This window comes from Chryseobacterium lineare (genome assembly GCF_977014045.1).
This window is the reverse complement of record NZ_CDRNIQ010000001.1, coordinates 2,855,800-2,870,761: the sequence shown is the minus strand read 5'-3', so window position 1 is coordinate 2,870,761 and position 14,962 is coordinate 2,855,800. Positions and strand designations below refer to the sequence as shown.

10 protein-coding genes are annotated in these 14,962 nt (G+C 37.1%); 9 read left to right on the top strand and 1 reads right to left on the bottom strand.

Annotated elements, in window-relative coordinates; translation table 11 throughout:
- Positions 1 to 995: 995 nt before the first annotated feature.
- The 3 genes from ACWNCI_RS12665 (at position 996) to ctlX (ending at position 3,435) form a co-directional block, all read left to right on the top strand.
- Positions 996 to 1,910, top strand: coding sequence for a dimethylarginine dimethylaminohydrolase family protein (locus tag ACWNCI_RS12665; protein ID WP_449388582.1), 915 nt, complete (start codon positions 996 to 998; stop codon positions 1,908 to 1,910).
- Positions 1,911 to 2,011: 101 nt separating this feature from the next.
- Entirely contained in the window at positions 2,012 to 2,404 is a 393-nt protein-coding gene (locus ACWNCI_RS12660; protein ID WP_449388581.1) for a four helix bundle protein, read from the top strand.
- A 107-nt stretch (positions 2,405 to 2,511) separates the two neighbouring features.
- Positions 2,512 to 3,435 (top strand): citrulline utilization hydrolase CtlX, encoded by a 924-nt coding sequence (gene ctlX, locus ACWNCI_RS12655; protein ID WP_449388580.1) that lies wholly within the window; start codon positions 2,512 to 2,514, stop codon positions 3,433 to 3,435.
- A 93-nt stretch (positions 3,436 to 3,528) separates the two neighbouring features.
- On the opposite strand, the gene ACWNCI_RS12650 is transcribed toward ctlX, so the two are convergent.
- Positions 3,529 to 4,371 (bottom strand): tyrosine-type recombinase/integrase, encoded by an 843-nt coding sequence (locus ACWNCI_RS12650; RefSeq protein WP_449388579.1) that lies wholly within the window; start codon positions 4,369 to 4,371, stop codon positions 3,529 to 3,531.
- Positions 4,372 to 4,636: 265 nt separating this feature from the next.
- On the opposite strand from ACWNCI_RS12650, the gene ACWNCI_RS12645 reads away from it, so the two are divergent.
- The 6 genes from ACWNCI_RS12645 to ACWNCI_RS12620 all read left to right on the top strand — a co-directional run bounded on the left by ACWNCI_RS12645 (position 4,637) and on the right by ACWNCI_RS12620 (position 14,961).
- Positions 4,637 to 6,385: a hypothetical protein gene (locus ACWNCI_RS12645; protein WP_449388578.1), complete on the top strand. Its 1,749-nt coding sequence runs from the start codon at positions 4,637 to 4,639 to the stop codon at positions 6,383 to 6,385.
- Positions 6,386 to 6,422: 37 nt separating this feature from the next.
- Positions 6,423 to 7,649: a glycoside hydrolase family 16 protein gene (locus ACWNCI_RS12640; protein WP_449388577.1), complete on the top strand. Its 1,227-nt coding sequence runs from the start codon at positions 6,423 to 6,425 to the stop codon at positions 7,647 to 7,649.
- A 231-nt stretch (positions 7,650 to 7,880) separates the two neighbouring features.
- On the top strand, positions 7,881 to 8,171 hold the full coding sequence (locus tag ACWNCI_RS12635; RefSeq protein ID WP_449388576.1) for a hypothetical protein: 291 nt from the start codon (positions 7,881 to 7,883) through the stop codon (positions 8,169 to 8,171).
- Positions 8,172 to 8,285: 114 nt separating this feature from the next.
- Entirely contained in the window at positions 8,286 to 8,969 is a 684-nt protein-coding gene (locus tag ACWNCI_RS12630) for a hypothetical protein (RefSeq protein WP_346983961.1), read from the top strand.
- Between the two features lie 927 nt (positions 8,970 to 9,896).
- A complete protein-coding gene (locus ACWNCI_RS12625; RefSeq protein WP_449388575.1) occupies positions 9,897 to 11,594 on the top strand; it encodes a T9SS type A sorting domain-containing protein in 1,698 nt (565 codons plus the stop codon).
- 7 nt (positions 11,595 to 11,601) lie between these two features.
- Positions 11,602 to 14,961 carry a hypothetical protein gene (locus ACWNCI_RS12620; RefSeq protein WP_449388574.1) on the top strand — a complete coding sequence of 1,120 codons (3,360 nt, stop codon included), beginning with the start codon at positions 11,602 to 11,604 and terminating at the stop codon, positions 14,959 to 14,961.
- Position 14,962: the final 1 nt, after the last annotated feature.

Genomic DNA, 14,962 nt, shown 5'->3' with positions numbered 1-14,962 from the left:
AAAGAAATATTTTCTAATATTTCTAACATTTCTTGAGCTGTCAAAGATAATTGACGAAAAATAGCCAGTGTCAAAATTAAACTTATTATTAATTTTCCATTTTCTATTTTGGAAGCTTACAATTGGATTAATATTTTACCCTGAATTAACAATAATAATAGCGGGAGGTTGTTTACATTCTTGCCATCATGAATAAATAGAGTTTATGAAGAATATAATAGTTTATTATCTATGTATATTATTTCCGTTGGTTATAATGTTTATAGTCGCAAAACAAGGGCATTATAATATGTTTGCTTTGTTGGTACTTCTGTACTATTTTTATCGTGGAATCACAGATTTTTATAGACTATATCAAAAAGGTATTATAGATAAAAATACTTTTTGGAAATTCTTCATTCCTTTTTGGAGAACACAATATTTTAAAGAACTTTATTTCACGGAATTGTAATGTCCTGAAAAAATGAAACAGGATTAAATACAAAGAAATATTTTATAAAAAACCGTCTCACAATTCGTGAAACGGCCTTTTAATTTTTATTTATGGACATTGACATCTGTCACACGTCCAAAGAGTACATGCTCCGGTTTCAAAGTCAAACTCGCAACAGCGTCTCGCCGCCGATGCTCCTCCAATAATAGATTTTTGCTGATCTCTCCCAAGTTTTTGTGCTTTTTTTAGCACAGGATTTTTTGTTTTCATAATGTAATGATTTTGATGATTGATTTTTAATGATTTAGGTTGATTAATATATCACTAATATAGGAAATTAAATTGAATGCTATTTAAAAAAAAATAAAAATTATTGATTAAAAAAATATCTGTGAAAATCCATTAACTAAGCAAACAATTATTTTAGTCTATTGATTGACTCGAGTAAAAAACTGTAATAAGAATATTTTCCAGATTAATATTGCGGCCTGCCTTTAAAAACGCTTCAAAAGTTTCCCAGATACAGACCTTTACTTATATTTGTAGCATTGCATAAATCTTTATGAATCTAAATATTAAAAACGAAACAGGAAGGCTGAAATCAGTGGTTTTGGGACAACCTAATTCAATGGGAGGGATTCCTACACTTGAGGAAAGCTACGATGCTAAGTCATATTATTCCATCCAAAACAATATATATCCGAAGGAATCAGATATCATCAGTGAAATGGATGCTTTTGAAGCAGTACTCAAGAAATATGATGTCGAAGTGCTGAGGCCAAGCATTATCGAAGATTACAATCAGGTTTTCGCTAGAGATGTTGCGTTTGTGATAGATGATAAAATGATTATCTCCAATGTTATTGCAGACAGAGCGGATGAACAGGATGCGTACAGAAATATTTTTGAAAAAGTAGAATGGCGGAAAATAATCAATCTCCCGGAAACTGCCCATATTGAAGGAGGAGATGTCATTGTATGGGATGATTTCTTATTCATCGGGACCTGCTTCAGCGAAGATTACAGAAGCTATAAAACCGCCAGGACCAACGAATATGCGATTGAAATTCTTAAAGAATACTTTCCTAAAAAAAGAATTATCGATCTTGAATTAAAGAAAAATGATAAAATTCCTTATGAGGGTATTTTACACCTTGATTGCACGTTCAACCCGATCGGTAAAGATAAATGCATTATCTATAAGGATGGCTTTGTGGATGAAAGTGATTACCGCCTCATCATTGATATTTTCGGCGAAGAAAACTGCTTCCATGTAACATCAGAAGAAATGTTTGAAATGTTTCCGAATATTTTCTCGATCTCCCCTGAAGTAGTCGTTTCTGATAAAACTTTTACCAGAATGAATAGCCACCTTAAAAACGAATGGGGAATGACCGTAGAAGAAATTCCGTATCGCGAGATTTCTAAAATGGGAGGATTGCTGAGATGTTCTACAATGCCGCTTGTGAGAGAGTGATAATGTTTGAGTGGTAGAGTTTTAGAGTCTGAGGGTTTTAGGGTAACAGAGTTGTGTTTGTTTAAAAAGTTTTATATTTTTAAAATTAAATACAAATGATTATGCCTACTATAAAATTTTATCAGGATCTAAAGGTTTATCAGAAATCTATTGAAGCCGCAATGGAAATCTATGAGATTTCAAAAATTTTCCCTAAAGAAGAGCTTTATTCCCTTACAGATCAGATCAGAAGATCTTCACGGTCGGTTTCGGCCAACATTAGTGAAGCCTGGGGTAAAAGGAGATATGAAAAATCTTTTATTTCCAAAATTACAGATTCAGAGGGCGAAGCAAGAGAAACTCAGACATGGTTATTATTTGCCAGAAAATGTAATTATATAAATGAAGATCAATTTATTATTTTAAACAATCAGTACAACCAGATAATAGGAAAGTTGGTGAATATGATGAGTCAAGCAAAAAGCTGGTGTACATTTTCTACAACAAATGAATAGTAAATAAATTTGCACTAAAACACTAAAACACTAAAACACTAAAACACTAAAACACTAAAACACTAAAACACTCAGACTCTCAAACCCATCAACCACAAACTAAAATTATGCAGACAACAGATACCGTATTAATGATAGAGCCGATTGCATTTGGCTTTAACGAAGAAACCGCAAAAAACAACTACTTCCAGACTGAGCAGAAAGGTTTTGATATTCAGTTTAAAGCTTTATCGGAATTTAAAATGTTCGTGGAAAAACTGAGAAGCAAAGGAATTAATGTAATCACCATAAAAGATACATTGGATCCACATACTCCGGATTCTATTTTCCCGAACAACTGGGTAAGTTTCCATAAAGATGGGAAAGTAGTTTTATATCCGATGTTCGCTTCCAACAGAAGAGTAGAAAGACGTGATGATATTATCGAAACCATCAAAGAGCAGGGATTCGAAGTTGCTGAAATCGACGACTGGTCTTTCCCTGAAACACAGGGACATTTTCTGGAAGGAACCGGAAGTATGATCTTCGACCACGATAATAAAATTGCTTACGGATCCGTATCATTGAGATTGGATGAAAATCTCTTCAGAGAATTTTGTGAGAAATACGGATTTACTCCGGTTGTTTTTCATTCGTTCCAGACAGTAGGAGAAGAAAGGCTTCCGATCTACCACACCAATGTGATGATGTGTGTCGCCGATAAGTTTGTTGTGATCTGCCTTGATTGTATTGATGATGAACTGGAAAGAAATAAGGTAATCGAAACCATTAAAAATTCGGGCAAAGAAATCATCGAAATTTCTGAAGAGCAGATGCAGCAGTTTGCAGGAAATATGCTTCAGGTTCAGAATAAAGAAGGTGACAAATTTCTAGTAATGAGCGAAACCGCCTATAAATCTTTACATCTTGACCAGCTTGCTGCAATAGAAAAATACTGTGAAATTATTTATTCAGATCTCAATACTATTGAAGTAAATGGTGGCGGAAGCGCACGCTGTATGTTGGCAGAAGTTTTCCTGCCGAAAAAATAAGATCCGATCAAATAGTGATCACCTTTAATGAATAAATTAATCTGACTTTGGAAACAGGGGTCAGATTTTTTAATATTATAAATTAAATCAGGATTATAAAGATTCTAAAGGACTTTTGATTTTGATTTTACTGACATCCGTAACATGGGTGTATATTTCTGTGGTTTTGATATTCGTGTGTCCCAGTAAATCTTTTACAATTCTGATATCTGTTCCGTTTTCCAGAAGATGGGTGGCATAAGAATGTCTGAGGGTATGAACGGTGGCATCAGAAATAATATGCGCGTCCCTCAATGCATTTTTGAGAATCTGCTGTACACTTCTTTTGGAATAGGGCCCGCCGGATTGCCCTTCAAAAAGATATTCCCCGGGGCTGTATTCTCTGTGGTATAACCTCAGAAGCTCGATGAGTTTCGGAGACAGACTGACCACCCTGTCCTTCTTACCTTTTGAATGTCTTATCAGAACTAGAGCATCAGCAAATTGGATGTCTGAGATTTTCAGTTCCAATGCTTCGCTGAGTCTCAGGCCGCAGGCGTAGATCGTGGTGAGAATGGTTTTGTGCTTTAGGTTTTTTGTGGAATCCAACAACTTCTTCATTTCTTGTTTAGTAAGAAACTTTGGCAGTGTTGATTCATACCGTTTTGGGAAAAGATGTCTCAGATTAAGATTCTTATTATACAGCAGTTTATAAAATTTAACAATGCTGGAAAGGATAATCGTCTGATGAGATGCAGAAACTTTGTGTACATTTTTTTTCCATAACACAAAATTCTCAATATAGGCCAGCGATATGGCTTCCGCATCAGAATACCTTGCGGAAGAAATCGTAAGAAAATGCTGAACAGCACTGCAGTAATTTTTAACCGAAGACAGGCTGTATCTCTGAATGAGGAGTTTCTCTCTATAGATATCTAATAGTGAGTTGATTTTCATGGTAGTTTTTTATAAATGTATGAAAATTATTCGCCCATACAAAAAAAATGTGGTATAATATTCTGATATATATGGTATTAATAACCGAATTGTATCTTAAATAGAAAATATGATTGGCGCAGGTTGTAAGGATGGCATTGATGCAGTGCGTAAATTTGGATTGACATTGATCTTAAGCGCAGATATCGTTTCGTCAATCCCTGAACTAAAACTGTAATTTTTAAAACATAACATAAAAAACAATCAACCAAAAAACTAAATTACCATGAACACAATTCAATTTGGATTAGCAGAACAGTATGATTCTGGACGTAATTGCAATGTTGCTGCCAACAGTCAGTTTGCAGTAGAGGTACACAACTCAGAAGCTTCTTCTGATATGTGGTACCACGTAGGAAGTATGAATGGAGCTACCATCAACTGGGGGGCAAGCCATAAATACAGCAGTGGCTATCATCCTTCCGTAGCGGTCAATAGCAACAACGTAGTTGTAGAAGTACATGAAACGAGTAATGCTTTTACCAATAGTATGTACTACAAAGTAGGAACCATCAATGGAGATACCATAGATTGGGGCGGAGATGAAAAGTATGACAGTGGCAGACAGCCCTCAGTATCTGTTAATGACCAGGGAGTAGTTGTGGAAGTACACAAATCCCAGTCGTATGATTCATTGTATTATCGGGTTGGTCAGATCAAAGGCAAAAAAATAGAATGGGGAGACAGTCATAAATATGATGACGGAGTAACCCCGTCTGTAAGTATTAATAATGATGGTTTAGTAGTTGAGGTTCATAAGTCTCAGGCGTACAATAAACTTTGGTGCAGAGTAGGTAGAATTAACGGTAAAAGCATTACCTGGGGAAGTGCACATGAATATCAGGATGGTATAGCGCCGAGCGTTGGCCTTACAAACGATGGGACAGTCGTAGAGGTTCATGAGTCACAAGGATTAACAGGTTTATGGCAGCTTGTAGGAAAAGTGAATGGAAACGAAATTACCTGGGGAGGTTCTTCTAATTTTGATTCCGGTGCCAATCCGCAAGTAGGTGTATCTCTTAATGGTAACGTAGCTGTTCAGGTTCATGAAGGAAGTATGTATCAATTATGGTATTCCAATAGTAAAGTGATGGACACTGCGAACTTTATGAAAAATCTGTTGCCGGTTATCAGCAATTTGCCGTTGAAAAAAATGGTGCTTCCCGCTACCCATGATACAGGAATGTACGCTGGAGGGCTGGCAGGAAGAACACAGGATCTGAACTTGTATGAACAACTAAGCGGAGGTTCAAGATATTTTGACTTAAGGTTGGATGGCAACTTAAATATACGTCATGGAATCGTCTATGGGCCTTCGCTGGATTCTGTGTTAAAGAATATAAAACAATTCTTTGATGAAGGTCATCAGGAACTAGCCATCTTAAAGTTCTCTCACTTTGATGATTTCTCACAAGCGAGTTATCAGAATATGAGAAATCTTATCAATTCATATTTAGGGAACTGGCTTTTTAAAACTTTGCCACAAGGTGTTTCCAGATTAGCGGATGTGTCTATGGGTGCTTATTTAAATGCCGGTAAAGGAGCTGTTTTAATAGTGGTTGACGGAGATTGGGCGATAGATTATCCTGAAGCAGGCTATTGGGTCTACAGAGACTGGAATTCCGGTTCTCCGGCAAAAGGAAATCTTACCGTTTTTGATCAATATTCTGATACAACAGATTTAGCAAAAATGGAGAATGACCAATTCGAGAAACTTAGAAATTTTAATGGAAAATGTAAAAACGATCCACAGGTTCCATGTGATTTATTCCTGCTTTCCTGGACACTTACACCAGTAACGGCTGTGTGGTCTTATGCGCAGGATGCCAATAGAGTATTAGGAAGGAAAATGATGTCACAAAGACAACCTAATCAATTTGGCTATTTTTCCAATCTATTGTATCTGGACTATTTTCAGTATGCCAGACCTGTATTTATCGCTGATATTTTGTTTAAAAGCTACAATAAAATATAAAGAACTCTTTAACCAAAACTAAAAAACCAAAACAACCATGAAAACAGTAACAAAACCAGAAACCCAAAGCAATTGGGTTTTATTAGAGTATTTCACATTCACAGATGGGAATGATGTAGACCGTACCGTTTGGGAAAGTCCGCAATGGCAACAAAACAACAACCCCGACTTTTTCGGACGAACCAATATCCGTAATCCGGTCGACTATCCTGGCCCAGATGGATATGTACCCGTCATTAATAGTGTAGCACAATTATACCTGGGCACCAATGATCCGAACAATTCCAACAACACGACCTTCCTTGGCGCACAAATAGGCACCATTCAAAAATGGGGTCTTGCTTCCTACAATAGTGTTGCTTTTGAAGCGGAAGTCATTTTACCAATATTGGGCGAAGGAGCAGCTCCCGGTGGTGTAGTTGCGGCATTATTTGCCTATAATTTAATATCCTCAAGTCCGTTTTTACATGATGAAATCGATTTTGAAATTTCATCCAACTATTGGAAAGACAAAGGGGAGCAAATTAATACCAACGTATATGTGGTTACGGATGGCAGCATGAATAATTTTGACCAGGTGGTAAGTAATCCCACTCCGCCAAGCTTGTCAGGAACAGTAGTCCTGCGTATAGAATGGTCGGAAGAAGGCGTAAAATGGTACATCAATAAAGATAAAAATCCCACTCCTTTTTACACAGAAACCAATGTTCCGCAATCCGATATGAGTCTGGTTCTTAATTTCTGGGTTCCCGATTCCGGCTGGGTCTGGGCTTATAATTCTAATTTACAACCTACCGCTGCTCCCGGCACAACATGGGTTTACCAGGTAAATTGGGCAAAAGTTTGGGTAATAGAAAAGACCATGAATGTAACAGTTGAAGCAAACCAGACATGGCAAAACACAGGTTTAACAATAGTGCCGGGCGATACCATTTCAATTGATTACCAAAACGGCTTATGGACAGCTGATCCTAATACAGACCATCGCGAATTGTATGATGCTAACGGATTTTCGGGGATTATAGTAGACCAGCCCGGATACACCCTGCTTGGAGCAAACATGGGAGCTTTGTGCGGATTTATAGGTGAACAGCCTGTTGGAGACGGATCTGATAACGCATTTCTTGTGGGGGATAGTTACAACGGAACCAGCCAGACAAGCGGACAGCTCTGGCTTTGTATCAATGATGATTTAAAAGGATTATATGGCGAAGGCTTAAGGGACAATATAGGAAGTGTAACTGTTGCCGTAGCTGTTTCCTGAACTTAATGATTTAGGTTCGGGATAACAGAAACACTGCCGCATCAATAGGATTGGGCTTTAGCCCAATCTTAATAGGCAAAAGAATGTCAGGCTTTAGCCAAAATTTAAAATACATCTTGGCTAAAGCATTTTATAATTTAAAAACGGTACAGAACATTAGCCATTAATCATAATCTGGCCTTGGAAACAAGGTCAGTTTTTTTATTTCAGATCTACGAAATCAGAATAAAAATGGAAGGAAGTAGAGCTATACCCAGGGTCAGTAGACTTATACTCAAGGTAAGTAGAGTTTTACCCGAGGTTAGTAAGGCTATACTCAAGGTCACTAAACTTATACCCGAGGTAAGTAGACTCATACCCAAGGTCAGTAGACTCATACTCAAGGTAAGTAGAGCTATACCCGAGGTCAGTAGACCCATACTCAGGGTCAGTAGACTTATACCCGAGGTCAGTGGAGTTATACTCAAGGTAAGTGGAATTATACTCAAGAAAAAGATAAAAGACAAAAAGTTCAGGAAATGAGGCATGATACTGACAGGATCAGATAATCCCAAGGATGGTGAAAAAAATTGGTAAAAATTTTAGAAACTGCAAAAAAATATATATTTTTATCCCGATTTTAAAAAAATACAATTTATGAAATTACAAAAAGAAGAGTATGTTCCGATGTCGGATGCATTACTCAGAAGCTTAAGTAGGGATTTGTCTTTATTCGAAGCGGAGAATCATTTATTCAATTCCGGTTACCTGCAGGCCATGCAAAGCAAAACAGATGAGGTGCGTGCCAAAGAGGCTGCTGACCTGGTGCTTGTGCAGCAAAAGCAGACTACTGAAGATCTTTACATCCTGGGAAATCAGCTCAGCAAACCTTTGAAGATTCTCAACATGGCCATTAAAAAGGCGAATGTAAAAACATCTCTCGCCACAGATGTGCTGAAAAAAATCAAAAAAAGAAACTTTGAAGGGGCATTAATGTCGCTTAATTCCCTGAAGCAAATCGTTTCTGCACAATCAGCATTATTACAGGCCAAGGGAATGAAAGCCGATATGCTAACCACCCTGGAAGATGCCTTCACGGCGATTACCGCGAAAAGTAATGAGCAGACCGCTTTTCAGCAGCAGCGTAAGACATTTACGTCGACGAACAATCACCTGTACAAGGAGCTTTACCAGTACATCAGCGAAGTTGCTCAGCTGGGAAAGATTATTTTCAGCGGTGAGCAAAAAGCCTCGGAGTACACGATTGACCACATTCTTCCGATGCTTCATGCCGCAAAAAGAAACGGCAGTACAGATTCTTCTTCGAAAGGAGAATCTTAAATGGGAGATTTAACATGTGATTTTTTTTCAGCATAAGCTTACAGATATCTGAAAATGAATCTGCTAAGCTTATGTTTTTTCTTAAAGCCGGTTTCATGATATAACACGACAGGTTTTGTCGCAGTACAGCAATACCTTCGCTTCAGAAAATAATGAATATTAGATTTAAATAATAACTAATTATGCATTTTGCAAAATTTTGGTATTGGGTTCGTCAATTCAAGTGTTTTTTTCGTAACAAAGTGAAGAAAAAATGTATCGAGAACTTTTGAGTACGGTCGTCTGGGAATGTAACTTCTCGATACGCTTTTTCAAATCTACTCGAAGTGACGTGTGCGTTAATTGTACAATACAAATGTTTCCGTCTGTTCGAGTGTTTTTTCGTAACAAAGTGAAGAAAAAATGTATCGAGAACTTTTGAGTACGGTCGTCTGGGAATGTAACTTCTCGATACGCTTTTTCAAAGCTACTCGAAGTGACGTGTGCGTTAATTGCACAATACAAATGTTTCCGTCTGTTCGAGTATTTTTTGGAGCAAAGCGGAGAAAATGTATCGAGAACTTTTGAGTACGGCCGACTTGGAGTTTAACTTCTCAATATGATTTTCAAAATCTACTCGAAGTGATGTGTGCGTTAATTGTACAATACAAATATTTCCGTCTGTTCGAGTATTTTTTGGAGCAAAGCGGAGAAAATGTATCGAGAACTCATCAATATTACCGACCGGTAATCTAACTTCTCAATATGATTTTCAAAATCTACTTGAAGGGACGAAAATGAATCAAAATACAAAACGGTTTTAAATGATAGGATGATAATATTCACATACAATTGACATTCTATATCTTTTCGGCGTGAGATAAAAAGAATATTTTTGCAACGATTGAAAAATTAATAATTAATAACAACTCAAAATAGACACTAAGTATGAATAAGATCTACTCAGGAGCATTATTCTTATGCTCTGCCTTGGCTATTCAGGCCCAGGAAGTAGTCTGGCAGAAAGACATCAAATCTGCAACACAGGATTTTCTTTCCCAGATCACCACAACCATCGATCAGCAATATCTGATAACCGGAAGCTCTATTAAGTCCAACAACAATCAACCGTCAACCATCAACCAAAAACAGAACAACGGTTACGACTATCATTTGATAAAATTAAACCAGCAGGGTGAAGAAGTCTGGGAAAAGTATTTCTCTGGGCAGAACCATGATTTTTTATCGGCTACGGTAAATACACAGGAAGGTGGATTTCTTCTTGCTGGAACGAGTTTCAGTTCGAAAGGCTTAGATAAAAAAGAGGATTCCAAAGGAGGTTCGGATATCTGGTTGATAAGAATTAATGAATTTGGGGATGAATTGTGGCAGAAAACCATTGGTGGTGCTTCAGATGAAGAAGCCAGAGCGGTGATTCAGACCACGGATATGGGATTTTTTGTGGCGGGGAATGTTGCCTTCGGCTCCGCTCAGGCAACAGGCCAATCAACGGATCCGCGTTCCCTGAGCGGAGCCGAAGGGATGGGAACAGCAGGCTATGGTTCTAAAGATGTTCTGGTGGTACGGCTGGATAAAAACGGAAAAGAATTATCACACCTGGTTTTGGGCGGAAAAGGATTGGATGAGGTGGAGAGAATGATTCCGACGAAAGACGGCGGAGCATTGTTGGGCGTGTATTCGAGAAGTGCATCCTCCCCCAACCCCTCCAAAGGAGGGGAGCAAGACGCTTCAACCCAAAATTCAAAATCACTTTCCGGTTATGCAAAGTCTACCAACAATTTTGGCGAGGGCGATTACTGGATCATCAAGCTGAATAAAGATGGGAAAGTTGAGTGGGAAAAGAATTTCGGAGGAACAGGAGACGACCATTTGAGAACGCTGGCTTTGACTTCCACAGGCTACTTAATCGGGGGTGAATCAAGATCGGAAAGATCAGGAAATAAAACGGTAGGGATTGAAGAAGGAACAGATCTTTGGCTGATCTCCCTTAATGAAAGAGGCGAAGAAATATGGCAGAAGTCTTACAATTTTAAAAACAGGGATGTATTGATGGGGATGAGTGTGATATCCTCCCCTGGTCCCTCCAAAGGAGGGGAATCTGGCAACCTGACCAAAGGGATTTTGCTGGGCGGTTATACTCAAGCAGAAGGACGGATTGAAAGTGACGATGAAACTTTCTGGATGCTTTATTTGGATCAAAACGGAAATGAGCAGTGGAGAAAGCATGTCATTGGAGACAAGAGACAAAGAGAAGAGAGACTTTCAGATATTAACCTAAACAGAGATGGTTCGATTGTACTGGCCGGAACGAGTGCTGAAGAATTGGGAAAAGAAAACTGGAAGATTGTAAAGCTGGGAGACAAGCAGATTGATCAGCTGATCGAGAAGCAGGATATTAAGATTTATCCAAATCCGGTATCAGATTATGCTTATGTCGAGATAGGATTTGATTTCAAGGAAGCGGATATTGTGATGTATGATATGGGTGGAAGACAGCTGCAGAGTGTAAAAACAAAGAATAAAGTGACAAAGATTAATACGCAGTCTCTGGTTCAGGGGGCGTATCTGGTGAGGGTGAAAATAAATGATAATAAAACGGCAAGTGCGAAAATTATTAAAAAATAAAACACCTATGAGAAAAATAATACTTTTATTGTTAATAACAACTTTTTATTCATTAACAGCTCAGAATGAACATAAGATAAGAATTCCAAGTATTGTAAGTCCACAAGCTTATCAAATGCTAAAATATACGGAAACTCCCGTTTCTTATGCTTCAGGATTACCTCAAATATCAATTCCTATTTACAGTTATACAAAAGATGATATCAATTTGAATTTAAGCCTTTCGTATCATGCTAAAGGAATCAAAGTTAACGAAATTGCTACCGCATTTGGATTGGGCTGGAATTTAAACGGATTAGGAGAAATCACAAGGAATGTAAGAGGGTTAAAGGATGAAAATGAGCCTAATGGATACATCTATACCGATAAAAAAGCAGCAAATGCAACACAGACCACTTTACAAAATTCGATGAGTGGAGCAGGCGGAACATCTGTTGTTGATTATGAACCTGATTTATATAATATTTCACTTCCTAATGGAAAAAGCGTTCAGTTTATGTTTGCTCAGGATCAGCCTAATAATCAAAATAATATTATTACTTATCCTCTATCAGATCTTAAAATCATTTCTCCATACGGTCAGGGTGTGGATTATTGGCAGGTGATCGATACGGACGGAACAATTTATTATTTCGGTGAAAATGGAGCATATGACAATAGCAAGATGAAGTATTACGGTTATGATCCTGAAAACGGGTCACTTCCGGCAGAAGATATGCAGGTGTATGACTATGCTATTACTTCATGGAAACTCACTAAAATTAAAACGGTAAACAATAATTTTATCTATTTTAATTACAGAAACGAAAATTTCAATCAGGCTAATCATTGTTATAATAATACAATGACTGCAAATCTGCAATTGGTTAATGGTCTTAAAGCGGAATACAATACCTCTTATACACTAACTGGAACTGTAGGAAAAAATAGTGTTATTGACAATATTATTTCTGATAATGTAAAAATTGTATTTACAAAAGGATCTGTAAGACAGGATTTGAAATACAGCAGTTTGATTAATTCAGTGGATGTATATTCCTATAATATTTTGCAAAATCAGGTAAAATTCAATTTTTCCTACTTCAATGCCACTGATAATTATGTGGCTATGCAGTATGGTTGTGGTCAGGGATTGGATATGAGCGAACTTTCAAAAAGGCTGAAACTGGATCAGGTTATTTACAATGATAAAAATTTGACTAAAATCAACAGCTATACACTTGAATATAATACGGATGTAAACCTTCCGAATCGAAATTCTTTTGCTCAGGATTACTGGGGATACTATAACGGTCAACAGAACAGGAATTTGATCCCAAACATGGTTATTGATCCGCAATATCTGAATCAATATGGAATTCAAGTTACTCATCACAGAAATTTAGGGGCAAACAGAATAATAAATCCAGACTTTACACAAGCAAATATGTTGAAAAAGATTATCTATCCTACAGGCGGGTACTCGATTTACAACTTTGAAAATAACAGGACATCTTATAAAAGAGACAGTCTTGATCTATCCATTATGGATGCTTCGGATAAGATAACTGTCTATACCTCTGCATTAGACTATGAAACAACTTCTCAAAATGCAACCTATTTCATTTTTAAGAAAAAACTGACATTAACCCAAGCCTTTATGAAAAGCTGGGGAATCGATTATGTTTCCAAAGCAGGAGATTGTCAGCCAATGAATGAATTCGGAGGTAATATTGACTGTTCACGGTTTAATATTTACAATCTTAATACCAACTCATATGTATTTCCTGTAGACAGAACACTGGGAGTTGATACTTATATTTTAGATTTAAATCCGGGTAATTATGAAGTTCATGTAAAAGTTAAAAAGCAAGAATACAATTATTATATGAATAATAATCTCCCAATTCCCGATTGGTCTATCGAAATGACCTATCAGTCAAAAAAAGATCCGGATAATTACTATTTCGGAGGACTAAGAGTTAAAGAAATTTTGACCTATGATAAAAATAATAATCTGGAATTAAAGAAATCATACTCGTACACAAGACCGGATAAGCCTAATTTATCGTCAGGTTATTTTTATTCCTATCCTAATCATATGGAAATAAAAGAGGCTAAATATGCTGCTTACAAAGATGTTAGCGGTAGTCCTCCTTGTGGTCTATACAATTTATATGATGGCTATGCATTAAATTTTTCGTCTTCCAGTTATTTCCCGTTAATTGATTTAGGCAATTATATCACTTATACCAATGTTGAAGAAAAGGAAGTAAATCCACAAACTAATCAGATAATTAACCATCAATATAAATATAGTTTTGTAGAGCCTTATTTTCACTTTCCGAGTGAACCACAGTCAAGACAGTGGGAGTCTGGTAATTTGAGAGTTGAGAATGCTGCCAACATTTCAAAAACGTATGATTATGGTTATCATCCCAATACTAAGTTTGTTAAAGGAATTGACACAAGCAGTCTTAATTTCTACACAAAATGGATTCCTACATCCAACTGTACAATGGAACTGGCATTAGTTGATTCTAAAAGTATCAACGGTGTAGGAGGAAGTTATGAATTGTTTACAAACAATCTTTTTTTGCAAAAAGAAGAAGTAACAAAGGATAATATTATTACAAAAAGTGAGTTCTTCTACAACAATCCTGATCATTATCAATTAACAAAAAAGAAATCTACCACCTCCGATGGAGTAACGAATGAGACTATCTATCAATACGCTCATGAAAAGAACAATCAGTTAATGATTGATAGAAACATGATCGGTATTCCATTGGAAACAACCACGACCAAGACAATGGGAAACACAACCAAAACTTTGAGTAAAACCGAAACCATTTATCCAACGTCATTACCTACCACTCAGACTGGAAATCTAGTACTTCCCACTTCCGTTTTGTCGTATGATCTTCAAAACGCAACTTCTTCGACAACAGAAGTTACCTACGACAAATACGATAACAAAGGCAATATTCAGCAGTACACAACGAAAAATGGCATTTCAACAGCAATAATCTGGGGCTATAATAACACTCAGCCTATTGCCAAAGTTGTAGGAGCTACCTATACACAGGTAAGCAGTTTGGCAGCGGCCATTATTTCCGCTTCAGACACCGATGCTTCTGCAGTTCCCGGAAATGATGAGACAGCAATCTTAACCGCGTTAGACAATTTCAGAAAAGACAGCAGTATGGCAGGTTACCAGATTACCACCTATACTTACGATCCTTTAATTGGAGTAAGAAGCATCACGCCTCCTTCAGGAATAAGAGAAGTCTATTTGTATGATTCTGCTAACAGATTAATGGAGATCAGAGAAGGCAGCCAGACCGGAAAGCTCTTAAAAGAATTCAAATACAACTACAAAAACTAAT